The sequence below is a fragment of the Microcoleus sp. B3-A4 genome (assembly GCF_036705385.1).
Classification (GTDB): domain Bacteria; phylum Cyanobacteriota; class Cyanobacteriia; order Cyanobacteriales; family Microcoleaceae; genus Microcoleus.
This window is the reverse complement of record NZ_JAUBUI010000063.1, coordinates 19,996-36,515: the sequence shown is the minus strand read 5'-3', so window position 1 is coordinate 36,515 and position 16,520 is coordinate 19,996. Positions and strand designations below refer to the sequence as shown.

General features: G+C 45.1%; 16 protein-coding genes. 4 read left to right on the top strand and 12 right to left on the bottom strand.

What is annotated here, in order from left to right:
* The first annotated feature begins 230 nt into the window (after nucleotides 1-230).
* Nucleotides 231-833, top strand: a complete 603-nt coding sequence (locus QUB33_RS21535) for an ACP phosphodiesterase (protein ID WP_333353969.1) — start codon at nucleotides 231-233, stop codon at nucleotides 831-833.
* A 96-nt stretch (nucleotides 834-929) separates the two neighbouring features.
* Nucleotides 930-1,820: a thermonuclease family protein gene (locus QUB33_RS21530; protein WP_333353966.1), complete on the top strand. Its 891-nt coding sequence runs from the start codon at nucleotides 930-932 to the stop codon at nucleotides 1,818-1,820.
* 39 nt (nucleotides 1,821-1,859) lie between these two features.
* Here QUB33_RS21530 and QUB33_RS21525 read toward each other — a convergent pair whose 3' ends face one another.
* From QUB33_RS21525 to QUB33_RS21510, 4 genes are all read right to left on the bottom strand, one after another.
* A complete protein-coding gene (locus QUB33_RS21525) occupies nucleotides 1,860-2,567 on the bottom strand; it encodes a transposase (RefSeq protein WP_333353963.1) in 708 nt (235 codons plus the stop codon).
* Complete coding sequence (locus QUB33_RS21520; protein WP_333353960.1) at nucleotides 2,560-3,063, bottom strand: helix-turn-helix domain-containing protein; 504 nt, start codon at nucleotides 3,061-3,063, stop codon at nucleotides 2,560-2,562. Before QUB33_RS21520 ends, QUB33_RS21525 begins: the two co-directional genes overlap by 8 nt.
* Before the next feature lie 336 nt (nucleotides 3,064-3,399).
* On the bottom strand, nucleotides 3,400-3,729 hold the full coding sequence (locus QUB33_RS21515; RefSeq protein ID WP_333353957.1) for a hypothetical protein: 330 nt from the start codon (nucleotides 3,727-3,729) through the stop codon (nucleotides 3,400-3,402).
* 391 nt (nucleotides 3,730-4,120) lie between these two features.
* On the bottom strand, nucleotides 4,121-6,040 hold the full coding sequence (locus QUB33_RS21510; RefSeq protein WP_333353954.1) for an iron uptake porin: 1,920 nt from the start codon (nucleotides 6,038-6,040) through the stop codon (nucleotides 4,121-4,123).
* On the opposite strand from QUB33_RS21510, the gene QUB33_RS21505 reads away from it, so the two are divergent.
* Complete coding sequence (locus QUB33_RS21505) at nucleotides 6,039-6,224, top strand: hypothetical protein (RefSeq protein ID WP_333353951.1); 186 nt, start codon at nucleotides 6,039-6,041, stop codon at nucleotides 6,222-6,224. The two genes, QUB33_RS21510 and QUB33_RS21505, sit on opposite strands and share 2 nt — an antisense overlap.
* Nucleotides 6,225-6,474: 250 nt before the next feature.
* On the opposite strand, the gene QUB33_RS21500 is transcribed toward QUB33_RS21505, so the two are convergent.
* Nucleotides 6,475-6,669, bottom strand: a complete 195-nt coding sequence (locus tag QUB33_RS21500; RefSeq protein ID WP_333353948.1) for a hypothetical protein — start codon at nucleotides 6,667-6,669, stop codon at nucleotides 6,475-6,477.
* A gap of 192 nt (nucleotides 6,670-6,861) precedes the next feature.
* Between QUB33_RS21500 and QUB33_RS21495 the strand changes: the two genes are divergently transcribed.
* Nucleotides 6,862-7,650, top strand: a complete 789-nt coding sequence (locus QUB33_RS21495) for a class II glutamine amidotransferase (protein WP_333353945.1) — start codon at nucleotides 6,862-6,864, stop codon at nucleotides 7,648-7,650.
* 87 nt (nucleotides 7,651-7,737) lie between these two features.
* Here the strand turns inward: QUB33_RS21495 and QUB33_RS21490 are convergent, their stop codons facing one another.
* The 7 genes from QUB33_RS21490 to QUB33_RS21460 form a co-directional block, all read right to left on the bottom strand.
* Nucleotides 7,738-7,962, bottom strand: coding sequence for a WG repeat-containing protein (locus QUB33_RS21490; RefSeq protein WP_333353943.1), 225 nt, complete (start codon nucleotides 7,960-7,962; stop codon nucleotides 7,738-7,740).
* 72 nt (nucleotides 7,963-8,034) lie between these two features.
* The gene (uca, locus tag QUB33_RS21485) at nucleotides 8,035-11,652 is read right to left on the bottom strand and encodes an urea carboxylase (protein ID WP_333353939.1); all 3,618 of its coding nucleotides are present in this window, start codon (nucleotides 11,650-11,652) and stop codon (nucleotides 8,035-8,037) included.
* A 200-nt stretch (nucleotides 11,653-11,852) separates the two neighbouring features.
* Entirely contained in the window at nucleotides 11,853-12,494 is a 642-nt protein-coding gene (locus QUB33_RS21480; protein ID WP_333353936.1) for an urea amidolyase associated protein UAAP2, read from the bottom strand.
* A 77-nt stretch (nucleotides 12,495-12,571) separates the two neighbouring features.
* Entirely contained in the window at nucleotides 12,572-13,300 is a 729-nt protein-coding gene (locus tag QUB33_RS21475) for an urea amidolyase associated protein UAAP1 (protein WP_333353933.1), read from the bottom strand.
* A gap of 297 nt (nucleotides 13,301-13,597) precedes the next feature.
* Nucleotides 13,598-14,374 carry an ABC transporter ATP-binding protein gene (locus tag QUB33_RS21470; protein ID WP_006630934.1) on the bottom strand — a complete coding sequence of 259 codons (777 nt, stop codon included), beginning with the start codon at nucleotides 14,372-14,374 and terminating at the stop codon, nucleotides 13,598-13,600.
* Between the two features lie 59 nt (nucleotides 14,375-14,433).
* Nucleotides 14,434-15,285: an ABC transporter permease gene (locus QUB33_RS21465; RefSeq protein WP_333353930.1), complete on the bottom strand. Its 852-nt coding sequence runs from the start codon at nucleotides 15,283-15,285 to the stop codon at nucleotides 14,434-14,436.
* A 107-nt stretch (nucleotides 15,286-15,392) separates the two neighbouring features.
* A complete protein-coding gene (locus QUB33_RS21460; protein WP_333353927.1) occupies nucleotides 15,393-16,460 on the bottom strand; it encodes an ABC transporter substrate-binding protein in 1,068 nt (355 codons plus the stop codon).
* Between the last annotated feature and the right edge of the window lie 60 nt (nucleotides 16,461-16,520).

Here is a 16,520-nt window from a genome sequence, read left to right as displayed (position 1 = left end):
TCAGTTCCTCACGGCTCAACTGGTCAACTATTTCCCTTTTCAGTGCTAATAACTCTGATTTTTCGCTCATCTGACTACACTACCATATTTCTCCGCTCTGAATGAACTATTTTTTACCTGAATCCTTACCTTTTTTTATCCAAGATTCATCGACGGCAAGAATAATTTGACCGAGTTTAGCACCCGGTTTTACACATTCCAGAAGAGCCATTATTCTTTCTCCTTATGCTATGTTAGATATTTTTACTGTAGCAATGAATTATTTGGCTCATCTATTCTTATCAAAAGGCACACCAGAATCCCTGATTGGCAACCTCTTAGGAGATTTCGTGAAAGGTTCGGCAGTCAACCTTTATCCCGAGGAAATTAGAAAGGGCATCGATTTGCACCGCAAAGTAGATAGCTACACGGACTCTCACCCAATAGTGCGATCGAGTAAAAGCCTTGTTTCTTCCCAGAGACGCAGGTTTGCTGGAGTCTTGATAGACGTGTTTTACGACCACTTCTTGGCTAAAAATTGGCTGGAATATTCAGAAATTCCCCTCCGCGATTTTTCTCGCCATGTCTATAAAATCCTGCAAGACAACCGCGATATATTGCCTGAATCTCTCCAGCGGTTGCTGCCCACAATAATTGCCCGCGACTTGCTTTCATCTTATCAGGAAATTGCCGAAATCGGCATCACTCTTACAAGAATGTCGGCGCGACTCAAAAGGACAAATAACTTGGCAAGCGGCCTAGAAGATTTGACAGCTAACTATCAGCAATTAGAATCAGATTTTCGAGATTTTTTCCCCGATTTGATAAAATACGCCACCGTTGACAAATATTAATACAAACAACAAAAATTACAGTTGCTATTGATAGCGAACTCGTGTATGATTCAACCGATACCTGCATGAAATCTCAAGTGCAACAGGGTTGAAAATATGGCAACCAGAATTCCGAGCCTGCAAATAACTAAAGTAGTTGATGGCGACAGCATCAAAATTTCTCTCAACGGCAAAACCGAGTCTCTGCGGCTGATTTGCGTCGATACAGAAGAAAGTCATCCGGGAGGCTCCAAACCTGTAACTGCGGCGGGGAAAGCAGGTACGGAAATGGCTAAAAAATACTTCGCGACAGCAGATGGCGGACTTGCTCAAATTGACATAGAATTTGATACAGACGATGCGGTTGAAGTGGCTCTACAAAAACACCGCGACAACTACGGGCGTCTTCTCTGTTACGTACATAAAGACGGAGAAAATTACAATATTAAACTGATTGAAGAAGGCTGGAGTCCCTACTTCGTCAAATACGGGCGCTCCAGATTATATCACCGACAAATGACTCAGGCAGAATCGGCAGCAAAAGCTTACAATCTGGTGATTTGGAATCCGATTACCAATGCCAAAATTCCCTCTCGCAACTATGCTAATTTACTTCCTTGGTGGTCGATGCGAGGCTCGATTGTTGAAGAGTTTCGGTTGTCAGAAGCAACGGCAGGAGCGCTTTCTTTGAGGTTGCACTACCCGAAAATATTAGCTGCTTCTGAGAAAGCTAAATCTCTTACTATTTTCTGCGATTTGCAGGCGGGAATTACTAAATGGATCGGCGGGAGTGCTCTAATTTATGCGGGTTCAGTGTATCATAAATTAGATTTGTGGATACCAGATGCTGAAACGGATGAAAGGGCTCCCTTGAAGCGGCTAATCGAGAAGCGTTATGCGGGTCTGGGACGGGGATATGTGTATGTCAGTGGAAAGGTAGAACAGTACAAAGGGAAGCCTCAAATAGTTTTGAAGGATATTAAACAACTTTCAGACTTTCCCCGGTAATATTTAAACTAGTACAGCTCGGCGTAAATACACAGACTATTAAACAGCCAAGACTTTACCCTTATATGTCCACTTAAAAGGTTTTGCCATTGTTTGATTAAAGTAGTTAATAAAATTGAGGATGCGATTTTTCAGATCGTACTGACTGGTGAAACTTGCTCTTTTTAGTAATTTCCGCACCAAAATGCTGAACCAAATCTCTATTTGATTAAGCCACGAAGAATGTTTGGGTGTGTAATGGAAAACAATTTGATGTGTTGGGTCACTTAAAAAAACAGCGCGGGATTTCATGGATTGAAGTATGCCGCTTTTTCCCTTAATACCGAGGTCGATATCTAAGCCTTCTTTTTCGGCAACCAAACGCACCAGTGATTCAGATTGGTGAGTATTCAGACCATCCATAATTAGATGCCATTTTTGGGCAGCCGGATCAGTTTCAATGAGGTGACGAATATTCAGTAAAAAATCGGACTCTCTTCTCGAATCTCCACAAGTTGGTTTAATAATCTTACCCTTGGCAATGTTGAAATTTGCTATCAAGCTCTGCGTACCATGACGAATATATTCAAACTCTCTTCTGACAACTTTACCGGGTCTCATTGCCAAGTCTTTTTCCCGACGTTCAATAGCTTGAATCCCTGTCATTTCATCAATCGATATTGTGTGTTCTCCTTGTTGAGCGCGTTCAATCGCAGTCAGATATAAGTCGCTAATATCTTTGACTTTGGCATCAAATTCTTCATCCACAGGGGGGGGTTAACCAGTAGCGGGAGGCGTGTGGTTGCAGTTCTGCTTCTTTTAATAATCTACCAACATGGCGGACGGATATAGTTTCAATAATGCCTTGTTTCATTATTTCCACCGCCAGTTCTCTGGCAGTCCAGTGACTTATTGGTCGTCCATAATCTGACGGTGAGCAACAGGCCATTGCAAATAACTCTGTTACTTGTTCCATGCTAAATTTTGCCGGTGCGCCAACACGCTCTCGATCTTGTAATCTTTGTAAAATCGATAACTCTTTTCCCTCGCTCTCCAACCATCGGTTTCGCCATAAACGAGCCATCTGCCGATTAATCTCTAGGCTTCGGCTTATTTCACGATGGTTTTGACCATCAGATGCCATGATAATGATTTTGGCTCGTAGCACGATTTGTTGCGGCGTTTTGTGTTTGTCGATCAACTTCTGAAGTTCATGACGCTCGCCATCGCTTAAATTTAATATTTTAGGCATTAATAAGGCCATATATTACTCCTCCATCGCCGACCGAAACAGGTCTCAACTAACTCTAGCCTTGGTCACGCTTGGTTTGCGGACTAATCTTTACCTAAAAATCTCGCTCCTGCCACCTTTGCAGCATACCTCGGCTTACCTCATCTTTCTGAGAAACGCTATACGTTATTCTACCACAAATATAGTCTGTATACTTACGCCGAGCTGTACTAGAGTTAATTTCATCAATCTTTTTTTCTACATATAATATTCTTAGGAAGTGCTATCGCGCAAATAGAGGGCGATCCTAAAAAACGATCGCCCTCTATTCAGCTATGATATTTTATTTATCAAGAGATGCAGAAACATTTATTGCTGCATTGAAGGAGTATCAAAAAATCGACATCCTAATGGATTTGTGCGTGCAGATTTATTTTGAGGAGTTGTTATAGAAGGACGAGAGTTAAGAGATGTGCTATTCAATTCTGAGACTGTAAAAGATTTAGAAATGTTAGGATTTTTCCAGAGAGGGCTGGCAGAAGTGTTAGCAAGATTTGGTGACTCGGTAATTGTAATCTCCTGTGTTTCATTTACATTTGTCTGCGATTTGACAGTGGTTTGTGCCTGACACGGATAGGCAGTCATAGCAGAAATTACAGCAAAGCTGAGAAACCCAAGATAGCCCGTTGATTTAATCATATTTATCTAAACCTAAACTTAATGAACTATTAGTAATGCTCCTAATAATAGATTAAGTTAGGAAAAATTATAGTTCAAGCGTGTTTATGCGTATTTTTTTAAACTTAATAATTAGGTATTTGTATGTAGGAAAAAAAGATAAAAACGGGGAAATTACTACTCAATATAAAGTTTCAGTAAAGATAGCGGGTTTTTACTGAGAAAAAATCTTAGGAAATCCCGCTGGGGTTTTAATCACTGTCTGCTGACGGAAGAACGCCTTTCTCGCTTAACAGGCAGGATCCCTGTTCCACAAAATTAAATTTTCTTGTGGGCCGTTCCTCCGGGCCGAGTTAACCAAAATTGTTTGCAATTCGCGATCGACTAAACCCGGCCCCACAGGATTAAACTCTTAAAAGGAGAATGAAGTTCTCAATACACCAACTGAGATCGGGTCGCTATCAGGAGTGTGACCGGGTTGAAAAATCAAGATCAATCCAGGGGTGACGCTGATATTATCATTCACCTGCCAACGGTAGAATACCTCTACATGAGTAGTCGTTCCGGGCTGCCCGCCCGATCGCCCTAAACCCGTATCTAAAAAATCAGGAACGTTATTGCCTGTAGGTAAATTGCTGCTGACAATTTTAGGCGGTTGCCCGATATAAATTCCTCCTAAATTTCCGGCTTTAAACAAATCTGGGAAATTTACAAAAACCATATAATTTGTAGTTGCTACGGTCCCAGATTTACCAGGAATGCGAGAATTAGTATAACCAGCCCAACCTCCCAGAGAAACTCGCGATGAAAGGCGCCAATTTAAACTTGCTCCCACTGCATTTGTTTCCAGAGAATCGGACTTATTTGTGTTAGGATTGATGGCAGTTAATTGGCTATCCCCTGCCAAACTAATCAGATTACCGTTGGGCGAATAATCGTTAACATAATAAATCGTAAAATCAACTGGATCTGCTGGTGTCAGAGTTAGTTGTACACCCAATGTATTGTGTCCTCTAGGCCCGTTAGAACTGACAAAAAACCCAGAAATGTTAGTTGAATAAACTGCTTGCAAACTGGCTCGCTTCGCAAATTGCCAGTCAATGCCGATGCCGCCTAAACCCAAACCAGTGTTCAAAATTGGGTTTCTTTGGGCGAACGCAGAAAGGGGGCCGGAAGCTGCACTTTCGGCCCGATTCGGCCCTCGAAAAGCGGTAATCATGTTAACTCCTGCGGTCCCTGCAAACACTGCCAATTTGTCGCTGGCAAGAAAGCGGTAGTTGAGGTCGCTGATAGTCAATCCAGGAGTTTCTCCTAAATTATAAGCAACGTTTACGTCTTCGGTTAATTGTGGTGAATTGGTGCCTTTCTGGTTGTACAAACCGATTAATAAGTTACTGCGAGGACTAAATTGAGTGGTTAAATATAATTGAGTGAAGTTGATCGAGTTGACATTTGTACCGGGGTCTTCGGTATCCCTTTTGCCGTCTCTGGGAGTCCGATCCGCACGGTTCGGCGTGCGCCCTTGTATTCCAAAAATTGTGAATCCCGACAGTTTAGTTGTGGTCGAAAACTGATTGGCTTCTAGTTCGCTAGTTCGCGCTTCTAGCACATCCACTCTGCCTCGGATTGTGGCAATTTCTGCGGCAAATTCTTCTTGCAATTTTTGCAGTTTTATTAAGTCGTCTCGCTTAGCTAGACTTTCAGTTGATTTGGCGATGGACTCGCGGATTTTATCTAAACAAGCATTGACTCCGGCTGCAAATTCATAGCGCGTTATAGCGCGGTTTCCGCGATAGGTTCCGTCGGGGTATCCAGCTATGCAGCCGTATCTTTCTACTAAGGATTGCAGTGCTTGAAATGCCCAGTCTGTGGGCTGTACGTCGCTGAGTTGGGAAACTGATGTAACTTGTCCTAGTGAGTTGTCACCAGGGTAAACTAATGGGGGATTTTCTAATTTATTTTCTTCAACTAATGCGGGTATTGGGGCGGGCTGCGTTTCGCTGGCTTCGGATACGTGAGTTTCTATCTCACTCGCGATAGGTACGGATGGCTCCGATGTGGGGTTTATCGGTGAAGTTTCCTCTACATTGTCAGCTTTTTCGACTAATTTGCGATCGGGATTACGATCGAAATTATCCGCTAGATTATTTGTCGGTGCGGGTAATTGATACCATTCATTAACTGGATCTTCTGAATTTGCACTATTTGCTGTTGTTTCAGGATCAGTCGTTTCTGCTAAGGCTGGAATGCTGAATAATGCCTGCAATCCGAATCCTAGTATTAAGCTGCTAAGGATTTTCCAAATTTCTCGATCGCACTTATGATTTTTCATGTTAGTTATACTTTGTGAGCAAGAAGCCAAAGAAGTGAGAAAAAGCGTGATTTCCTACGGAGTAGCTACGCTGGACGCACTATTCGAGATGAAGGGCGATCGTAAATTCCATTCCTTCTCCCAAAACCGACGAACAAGTCAAAGTGCCGTCCTCGGTTTCTTCACCTATGTGACGCCTGATTGACTATCCGGTTCCCGTTTTTTTTTAACAGATTTTGTAATGAAGGAAAAATTAAAAATCTGCGATATTATTTCCTCAGACATTCCTGTGCCAGTGCCTTTAATTTTCATCACAACTTCTCGCTATCGCTCCGATAGTTAAGTAGTAATATTAATGATGTGGGGGCGGATATAATCGAAACCAAAATACACCAGTGCTTAGCTTTTTATACAGTATATATCGTCTTTTCCAGCACCCTTCATAAACACCAGATTCATTCCCAAGAGCATTTAAGCAAACTAATCTTTCCAGAATTTTTGATGATGTGAATGGCCGGCTGATTGTTATATGCCTTCAAACGGTGCTGCCAAACCATCAAAGTCATATCAATTCCTTCCCGGATCTCGGCTAACATTTTATACTCGCTGTCTACACGGGAAAAAGTGTACAGCGATTTATCGGTTAACATCGTTCGCAGGGAAACACGAGCGATTTTTTTAGCGATCGCCAAGTTTTTGGCTTCAGTATCATTACCGTTGACCCAGCAAAAATATTAAGTATATTTAACTTATTGAACCCCTTAATACTATAATATTATCACCGCAAATCTGTAGCTGCCAATAGCTGCGCGATCGATCCACACTCCAGAGACTTAAAAGCTATGTGCCAATTACTGGGAATGAACTGCAATGTTCCGACAGATATTTGCTTTTCTTTTGAGGGTTTTTCTGCAAGGGGGGGCAAAACGGACGTTCATCAAGACGGTTGGGGAATTGCTTTCTTTGAAGGTTTGGGATGTCGCCTTTTTATAGACTCTAAACCTGCGATTGCTTCTCCGGTTGCAGAAGTAGTGCGCCGCTATCCCATTCATTCAACTAACGTCATTGCTCACATCCGCAAAGCTACCCAAGGCGCAATTGCTCTAGAAAACTGCCACCCTTTTATTCGGGAACTTTGGGGACGTTATTGGGTGTTTGCTCACAACGGAAATCTCGAAAACTTTTATCCAGAATGTGCCGGAGTTTACAAACCGGTTGGCAAAACTGACAGCGAAAAAGCATTCTGTTTGATATTAGAAAAGCTGCGCTCCACTTTTCCTCAAAGTAAGCCTCCTGTAGCGGAAATTTACCCGGTACTGGAGGAAATTACTAAAAGTTTGGCAAAACACGGAATTTTTAATTATTTACTTTCCGATGGAGAACACTTGTTCACCCACTGTTCTACTAATCTGCATTATATTGTGCGACAAGCACCTTTTGCTAGCGCTCACTCGATCGACGAAGATGTAACAGTCGATTTTCGGGAATTGACCAACGAGGACGATCGCGTGGCTGTTATTGCCACTTTTCCGCTGACTGATAACGAAGTTTGGACGCAAATTCAGCCGGGAGAATTGCTGGTATTTCAGGATGGTTTGCCGCTCTCTTCTGGGCTGCTGGAGTTAAGTTAACGAGATTTAAACAAATTTAAAGCCTAAACAGAGCATCGAACCTGCTAAATGACCAGCTTTCCAGCTTGATTGATGAAGCCAGATTTGCTATCGCGCTTGACAGCGGTTAAAGCATTCCGAAAAACTGCTCGCCGCCGAAAATTGCGGGGCGATCGCCCACTGGCCTGCTTGATTGATATATCCCCACCCTTTTGAAGCCCTAACTGCTGCTAAACCTTCATTAAATGAGCCGGGGTTGCACAATTTGATGATGATTCTTGTGGAGTGTCCCGCCTTCAGTGAAAATACACCGGACTGGTTACGATATCCCATCCCACAAAACAATCAAAATCATCCCGCAATTATCCAACGGCTTCTACTGTCCCCGAAGTGACAACAGAGGGATTAATTCGGTTGAACAGCCGCTAGAATTTGTCCGGCTGTCACCGTTTGCCCCTTTTCACAAAACAACTCGGCAACAGTGCCCGCAACATCAGCAGTAATAGCAATTTCCATTTTCATCGCTTCCAAAATTAACAGGCGATCGCCCTCTGCAACCGCATCTCCAACATTAACCAGCACCTGCCAAACATTGGCAGAAACGTGAGCGATAACTGCCTCACAGCCGATCGGCAAAGTAACCTCCGCCGCTGTTTCAGAACCCACATCCGCCGGGGCTTCTGCTGCTGATTCAGCTTCAAATTCCCCGGATGCGGCCCAGCGATCGCGCTCTGCATTAAATGCGGCCTGCTGCTGCGCTTTAAATTCAGCCGCACTGTTAGCAATAGAATGCAAAAACTCATTGTATTCTCTCAAATTAAAAGTGATTTCCTCAACCTTTAATTTAAACTTCCCTTCGATAAATGCTTCCCGACAGCGGTGCAATTCCTCATGAGAAACCGGATAAAATCGGATTTGGTCAAAAAAGCGCAAAAGCCAAGGTTTACCAGACTGGAAATCCGCCGTTTGTTTGAACCGATTCCACATTTGCACCGTGCGGCCGACAAATTGATAACCTCCGGGCCCTTCCATGCCGTAAACGCACAAATACGCGCCGCCAATGCCAACTGCATTTTCAGGAGTCCAAGTGCGGGCGGGATTGTATTTAGTTGTAACCAAACGGTGGCGCGGATCGAGGGGAGTTGCGACGGGCGCGCCTAAATAAACGTCTCCCAAACCCATCACTAAATAGCTAGCATTAAATACAATTTCTCTGACTTGTTCGATGCTGTCAAGTCCGTTTATGCGGCGAATAAACTCAATATTGCTGGGACACCAAGGTGCATCCGATCGCACAGACTGCATATATTTTTCAATTGCCAACAGCGTCGATTCATCTTCCCAAGATAAAGGCAAGTGCACAATTCGCGCCGGCACTTCCAAATCCTCGATCGCCGGAAGTTCCGCCTCCGCCGCAATCAGCGCCTGCATTAGGTGCTGTTGCGAAATCTGGCGCCCCTCAAAGTGAATTTGGAGCGATCGCATTCCCGGCACTAATTCGATAACACCAGGCAACGGATTTGCTTTTAACTGTTCCATCAATGCGTGCGCCCGAAAACGCAAGTTTAAATCCAGCACCAACGGGCCGTATTCAACTAGAATATATTTATCCCCAGCTTGACGGTAAGTAACAGCAACCTGTCCGGGAGATTCGGGAATTTCGTGCAAAATTGGAGAAGCGGAAACGGCGGGCAATTCCTCCGTATTTTCCCCAAAAACAGGCAAGCAAAAAGTAGCAATTTGCCTATTTTGTGCTAATTCCCGCTGCAAAGCTTCAGCAAAACTCAAACAGTGAAAGCGAATGCTGTCCCCCGGTTTCAGTTGCCCGATTTTCCACAATTCCGACTGCACAATAGTAGCAGGACAGACAAAACCTCCCAAACTCGGGCCGTCAAGACCGAGAATTACAGGCATATCGCCCGTAAAATCGATCGTGCCGATCGCGTAAGCATTATCGTGAATGTTAGACGGGTGCAAACCCGCTTCTCCTCCGTCTTGACGCGCCCAGGTGGGCTTCGGGCCGATCAGCCGAATGCCCGTCCGCGTCGAGTTGTAATGCACCTGCCATTCTGTGGAGAAAAACATTTCGATGTCTGACTCAGTAAAGAAATCCGGCGCGCCGTGAGGCCCGTACAAAACGCCGATTTCCCAATTATTACTGTAGGTGGGAATTAGTTCCGGAGGCAAAGATATTTCCGCTTCCAGAGTTGCAGTTTGAAGCAGTTTAAGCACATCTCCCGGACGCAGCGTGCGGCCCGCGTGTCCGCCAAATTTGCCCAGTACAAAAGTTGATTTGCTGCCCAAATAATCGGGGACATTAAAACCGTGCTTTACCGCTAAATAAGTGCGGTAGCCGCCGCCTTGAATGGCTTTTAACTTGAGAATGCTGCCAGCTTTAACGGGAATTGCTGTCCAAAACGGCACCGATTCGCCGTTTAGCGTTCCCTTCATAATTGCACCAGTTAAACTAATAACTGTATCGGCATTAAAGCGCAGAGTTGGGCCTGTTGCTGTGAATTCCAATCCTGCTGTCGATTCGGGATTTCCTACTAAACGATTTGCCGATCGAAATGCCAGATGATCCATCGGCCCAGAAGGCGGCACGCCCACATCCCAATAGCCAATCCGCCCCGGATAATCTTGAATGCTGCTGTAGGTTCCCCCATCCAATACATCGATCGTTAAAGGTGCGTATTCAAAAGAGTTTAAAAAGCGCGTGCTCTGTTCGCCCCGGTTGAATCGGGAATCGTCTAAAATCTGGCGGAGGTAATCTAAATTAGTTTCAATTCCCGCTATTTCACTGGCATCTAAAGCAGCTTTGAGTTGAGCGATCGCCTGGGTTCGATTATCCCCGCAAACGATTACTTTGGCTAGCAGCGGATCGTAAAAAGGAGTAACCTCCGTGCCGGTTTCTATCCAACTGTCGCAGCGGACGTTTTCTGGAAACGCAACTTTATTCAGCAACCCGGAACTCGGCTGAAAATTCTTGCCGGCATCTTCTGCATAAATTCGCACCTCAATTGAGTGTCCCTGCGGTTGATAGCGGTACTCTTCCAGGGGGAACAAATCTCCTGAAGCCTGTTTTATCATCCACTCAACGAGGTCGATGTTGTTGACAACTTCAGTAACGCCGTGTTCAACTTGCAGGCGCGTGTTGACTTCCAAAAAATAAAATTGTTTGGCATCGACATCAAATACAAATTCAACAGTACCCGCTGACTGGTAATTTACGGCTTTTCCCAACCGCACGGCTGCACCGTACAACTGATTTCGCTGTTCGTCGCTAATAGCAGGGGCGGGAGTTTCTTCAATTACTTTTTGATTGCGCCGCTGCACCGAACAATCTCGCTCGCCCAAGGCTATGACATTTCCTTTGCCATCTCCAAAGATTTGGACTTCTATGTGTCTGGCTGTTTGAATGTATTTCTCTAAAAAAACGCCGCTTTGTTTAAAATTGCTTTGACTCAAACGCTGTACTTTTTCAAATGCTTCTGCTAAATCTCGATCGCCAAAACAAGCCTGCAAACCGATGCCGCCGCCGCCTGCGGTACTTTTGAGCATCACCGGATAGCCGATCGCCCCAGCCGCTTTTTGGGCATCCTCCAAACTTGCTAAAAGTTCGCTTCCGGGAGTTAGCGGCACTTGATTTGCAGCGGCTATTTCCCGTGCGGTGTGCTTTAATCCAAAGCAGCGCAACTGACTCGGAGTCGGGCCGATAAATGCAATACTTTCGCTTGCACAAGCTTCGGCAAATTCAGCATTTTCGCTCAAAAAGCCGTAACCCGGATGGATAGCTTGAGCTTTTGTTTGGCGCGCAACTTCGAGAATGCGATCGAACCGCAAATAACTCTCGGCTGCGGCGGCTGCACCGATACAAACGGCTTCGCTGGCGGCGAAAACGTGCTTGGCGCGGGCGTCGGCTTCAGAATATACTGCTACCGAAGCAATTCCGAGGCGATCGAGCGTGCGGATAATTCGGCAGGCAATTTCACCGCGATTGGCAATCAAAACTTTGTTAAACATTTGGGTAATTGTATAAATCTTTGATTGATAAGTCAACCGCAGATGTAAGGGAGATGAACGCTGATGAACGCAGATAATTTCTAGATAGGAAAGCTTGCGAATGCCATGCAAGTTTTTTGGGGCAATAGGGAAGGGCGCTAACAATAGTGCCAGCGTCCCCCTCGCGGCGGATTCTAATAGCTCGCGGCGGGCATATTAGATTACACGGAATCCCAAATAATTAACTGAATCGGTGTAGGATTGTAAGCATTGCAAGGATTGTTCATTTGCGGGCAGTTAGAAATAGCAACTAGCGCGTTCATTTCGGCTCGCAAATCAACTGTGCTTCCCGGATCGGAGATGCCGTCAACAATTTCTAGCGTGCCATCTTCGCTAACCGGAACATTCATAAAGAAGTTGATATTGCTGACTAAATCTCGCTTGCCTAAACCGTGGGGAAGAATTGCGGCGAGGAAATTTTCAACACAGGCGTGCTGGTATTTTTTATCTAGCCCAAACCGCACCGAATTGCTCTCGCAGCTACAGGCGCCGCCGGAGGTATCGTGCCGCCCGCAGGAGTCAGCAATTATGGTCATTATGGCTCGCCCTTCGTTGGAAATGAGTTGGCTGTTTGTAGTGACAAAGATGTTGCCTTGATTGACGATCGTATCGGGGGCGCTGTAGCGTTCGGAAGGGTCATCGGCATTGTAAACTAAAAAATCTACTGCTTGATTTCCGCCTAAATCTACAATCCGAAGAATCTGTCCTTTTTTGATGACGCGAGACCAGGGATGTCTGGCTGGTAAAACTTCGTTATAAATTGCTGTTTCTGGAGCGAGAATTTGTTGGGTAGTTGCAGTCATGGTTCACTTTTTGTGATGGAATTGCAGAATTTTTTACCGCAGATTGATGCGGACAAAGTTGAGTTGTGGAATCGGGTTTATTGCACGAACAAAGCATCGGTGTTGATGAAGCCGCGCACGGCTTCCGGGTTGGCGGTGCGGCACAAGTCGTCTGGTGCGGGTGCGGGGGTTTTCACAATCTGAATTTGGATGGGTTTTGGATCGTAAGTTGAACCGGGATGCAGGATGTGGGGGCAGTTAGAGATAATTGTCAATACGTTCATTTCTGCTCGCAAATCTATAAAACTACCCGGTTTTTCGCAGCCTTCGCGAAACTCCATCGTGCCATCTGGTTTGACGGCAATGCGAGTAAATAAGTTGAGGTTGGGCATGATGTCTTTTTTGCTCAAGCCCCACCGAGTTAGGGCTTTGAGGAAGTTGTCGCGGGAGTTTTTCCAGTCTCCTTCGCCGTATTTTTTGGCATTGCTAATGGCGTTGCTGCATCCTCCTAGCAAATCGTGACAGCCGGAGGTGTCTTGGGTGATAGAAAATAAAATGCGCCCCATGTCTGTGTAGATCACCATGCCTTGTTTGAGAAAGGCGTTGAATTGAATTTTGGCGGTGTCTGCTGCGTTGAAACGTTCGATCGCATTGTCGGCGTTGTAGCACAGCATGGAAACGCCGCGAGAGCCTTCTAAATCGGTGATTCGCAGGGTGTTTCCCCGCTTGATGACCCCCGACCAGTACGCGCCGCCCGGTACGGTTTCTTGCATTAATACGAGGTCAGAATCAATTTGTGAATTTGTGTCGATCGATAGTTGCACCATAAGTTCCTCTTGATGTATTTGGGTAGGTCAGCGAAATAAAACAATAGTATTTTGTAGCGGCAAAACCCGCCCTCTCCCAAAGTAATATTTATTTATTTACACTGAGATATTGCACCATTCTCAAGAACGGGCAAGATGCCCGTTCCACAAAACTCAATTTTATTGTGGAACGGGCATCTTGCCCGTTCCTAAATAGGTAATTGACAATGGTGCAAGATGTTAAGTTTCCACTTACTTAGGTTGGCCGTTGTACTGTGGGCGCGGGTGCAAAAAGTGCAACTACAAACCTATTTCTATTTAAGCAGCCATTGCAACTGCTTCCTGTCCGTGTTTCCGCATCAAATCCATGAGTTCGTCGCGGTAATCGTGAAATTTGGCGTGGCGTTTAATGCTGGGAGTGCGATCGGGCAAATTAATCGACATTTCCTTTCTCACTGTACCGGGACGAGCGCCCAAAGCATAAATCCGATTGGAAAGAAACACCGCTTCTTCGACATCGTGGGTAATCATAAAGATTGTAATCTGAGTGCGGCGCCACAAATCGAGCATGAATTCGTGCATCGATTCTTTAGTGTGGATATCCAATGCGCCGAAAGGTTCATCCATTAATAACACTTTAGGTTCAGAAGCGAGGGCGCGGGCGATCGCCACCCGCTGTTTCATCCCGCCCGACAATTCCTTCGGCAGCGACGAAGCAAACTGCGTCAATCCTACCACACTCAAATAATAGCTGGCTTGTTCGCGCCGCTTTTTCTTGGACACGCCTTGAAGTTTGAGGCCAAACTCGGCATTTTCCTGCACGTTCATCCAAGGATAAAGAGTGTAATGCTGAAATACCATACCTCGATCCGGGCCAGGCGAAACAACTTCTTTCCCATCAATTTTCACTTCCCCTGTTGTTGGCTTGTCCAATCCCGCAATCTGCCTCAACAGAGTAGATTTGCCAGAACCGGATGCGCCTACCGCGCAGATAAATTCGCCTTGCTTGATGCTCATATTGATGTCCTTGAGGACAACTAATTTACCGTTTTTGGTTTCAAAATTTTTGTGCAGGTTGTTGATTTGTAGAAACATGAGTTTATCCTCTGTATTGTAAGTAAAAAAATGACACCATTCTGCCTTTTAACATCTGCTTACTGTTTCTGACTTGACCATTTACAAGAAACCCGCAGCAGGTATTGAAAAAGCAAGTCAAAAGTCAGTCCGATCGCCCCAATGACAATCAGCCCCACAAAAATTTCATCGGTTCGGAGAAATCGACCTGCGACGCTGATCCGGCGGCCTAAGCCTTCGGTTGCGGCAATCAATTCGGAGACGATTACCAATTGCCAAGCCGCAGCTAGGTTGATGCGGCTTGCATCAAGAATTCCCGGCAAAACGTGGGGAAAAATAACTTGAGTGAGGATTTCCCAGCGATTTCCGCCCAACATATAAGTAGCTTCTATCAAGTCTTTTGGAACAAACTTGACTGTATCCATCACCATTAGCGAATTGAAGAAAAAGACACCGATAAATATCAGCATTATTTTGGGTTCTTCGCCGATTCCCAAGTAGAGAATTAATAGGGGGATGAATGCTGGTGCTGGCATATATCGCATTAAGCCGAACATGGGTTCCAGCAAGGCGCGAATACTGGGAAAGCTGCCCATCAGCACGCCAATTGGTATGGAAAAAACCAAGGCGAACAGAAAGCCCACTCCCACCCGCCACAAACTCGCTACCGTGTCTTTCAAAAGTTCGCGAGTGTTCCACAGCCGACCAAATGCCTCTAAAACTTTGCCGGGGGAAGGCAAAAATTTGGGGTCTACGTTGGCGAAGGTTGTTACTAGCCACCACAGCAGCAGCGGCAGTGCGATCGATGTTACCGTTAACCCAATATTGAGGGGTTGTGGTATGTCTTCCGCAATCCGCCAGAAAACGGTGGGATTTAGGTTTTTTTGCTTGAGGTGGGATTGGATCGATCGCGGATCGGGATTTGGTGGCATGATTTAATTGCGGAACGGTTTGTCGAGTAATTGGAGTAGATTTTGGGGATTATAAAAAGTATTTTTTTTACGGTTTTTTGTGTCTGCACAATCCTAAATTATGCCTTTTAGCTTTTACCTTCGGCATAAGCTTTTATAAAACGATCGTCAAATAATGTGCTGATATCTGGTTGGGTTTTTGCTAAATTTACATCGACGAGAAATTTAGTCATTTCGGCCGCCGCAAACTGCAATGATGTCATGTCATTTCCCGGTTGAAAGGCTTTCAAGTTTTCCTCGATCGTAAATATCTTAGTGCCATTTTCATATTCTTTGTATTCCTCGACGCTAACTCCTGCGCGGTTGGCTAGAATCTCGTAAGATTTCTCTTTATTTGCTTTCATGTATTCCAATGTTGCAAACCATGAATTGACTAGGGCTTGCACTCGATCGGGGTGTTCGCCGATAAACTTTCGCGTGAATACCAAATGGTCGGAAATCGCCCCCGGAAAATCTTTTGAACTAAAAAGTTCCTTGCTGTTCGAGCGTTTTAATGCCTGCGTAGTAAACGGCGCAAATACTGCCACCGCATCGACTTGTCCTCCGACGAAAGCCGCCGCAGCTTTGCCGGTTTCCAGCGGTACAAATTGAATATCTTGCACTGATAAACCTGCTTTTCTCAGGCCTAACAGCAATAGAAAGTGATCGACTGTACCTTCCTCTGCTGCAACTTTTTTGCCTTTCAAATCGGCAACGGAATTGATGCCTTCGGCGACAATCACTTTGTCATTTCCCGTCGAGTTGTCGTTAACTAAAACAATTACTTGGTCGGCGCCGCCTGATATGGAGTTTACTGTATCGCCGAGGGTTTGGCTGTTAGCATTTATCTGTCCTGCTGTGAGGGTGCTGATAGATTCTAAGTAGCCGTCAAACCATTTTAAATCTACAGGAACATTGTTGGCTTCAAATATCTTTTGTTCTTTGGCAATTTGCCACGGAAACCAGCCGGGCCACGCGCTGAATCCGAGGCTAACTGCGTTAGCACTTACTGAAGAAGCTGCTTCAGTTTCAGTCGTGGTTTTGATATAAATTGCCGGGTTGACGCAGCCGACAGCGAAAAACAAGGTGATAAAAAATAGGGCGCAGTAGGATAAGGGCGATCGCGTTATTTTTGGGGAGTAATATCGGATATTCATAGCAGATTCTGGTTGCTGGTTAGAGGTGAATATGTCGATCGAGCTTTTGCACCTTCTTTG

Bases quoted from the DNA above. Each gene is read 5' to 3' on its own strand.
- QUB33_RS21535 (WP_333353969.1), top strand. From the start codon at position 231: ATGTTAGATATTTTTACTGTAGCAATGAATTATTTGGCTCATCTATTC.
- QUB33_RS21530 (WP_333353966.1), top strand. From the start codon at position 930: ATGGCAACCAGAATTCCGAGCCTGCAAATAACTAAAGTAGTTGATGGC.
- QUB33_RS21520 (WP_333353960.1), bottom strand. From the start codon at position 3,063: ATGGCCTTATTAATGCCTAAAATATTAAATTTAAGCGATGGCGAGCGT.
- QUB33_RS21515 (WP_333353957.1), bottom strand. From the start codon at position 3,729: ATGATTAAATCAACGGGCTATCTTGGGTTTCTCAGCTTTGCTGTAATT.
- QUB33_RS21505 (WP_333353951.1), top strand. From the start codon at position 6,039: ATGTTAGTTATACTTTGTGAGCAAGAAGCCAAAGAAGTGAGAAAAAGC.
- QUB33_RS21510 (WP_333353954.1), bottom strand. From the start codon at position 6,040: ATGAAAAATCATAAGTGCGATCGAGAAATTTGGAAAATCCTTAGCAGC.
- QUB33_RS21500 (WP_333353948.1), bottom strand. From the start codon at position 6,669: ATGTTAACCGATAAATCGCTGTACACTTTTTCCCGTGTAGACAGCGAG.
- QUB33_RS21495 (WP_333353945.1), top strand. From the start codon at position 6,862: ATGTGCCAATTACTGGGAATGAACTGCAATGTTCCGACAGATATTTGC.
- QUB33_RS21490 (WP_333353943.1), bottom strand. From the start codon at position 7,962: ATGGGATATCGTAACCAGTCCGGTGTATTTTCACTGAAGGCGGGACAC.
- uca (WP_333353939.1), bottom strand. From the start codon at position 11,652: ATGTTTAACAAAGTTTTGATTGCCAATCGCGGTGAAATTGCCTGCCGA.
- QUB33_RS21480 (WP_333353936.1), bottom strand. From the start codon at position 12,494: ATGACTGCAACTACCCAACAAATTCTCGCTCCAGAAACAGCAATTTAT.
- QUB33_RS21475 (WP_333353933.1), bottom strand. From the start codon at position 13,300: ATGGTGCAACTATCGATCGACACAAATTCACAAATTGATTCTGACCTC.
- QUB33_RS21470 (WP_006630934.1), bottom strand. From the start codon at position 14,374: ATGTTTCTACAAATCAACAACCTGCACAAAAATTTTGAAACCAAAAAC.
- QUB33_RS21465 (WP_333353930.1), bottom strand. From the start codon at position 15,285: ATGCCACCAAATCCCGATCCGCGATCGATCCAATCCCACCTCAAGCAA.
- QUB33_RS21460 (WP_333353927.1), bottom strand. From the start codon at position 16,460: ATGAATATCCGATATTACTCCCCAAAAATAACGCGATCGCCCTTATCC.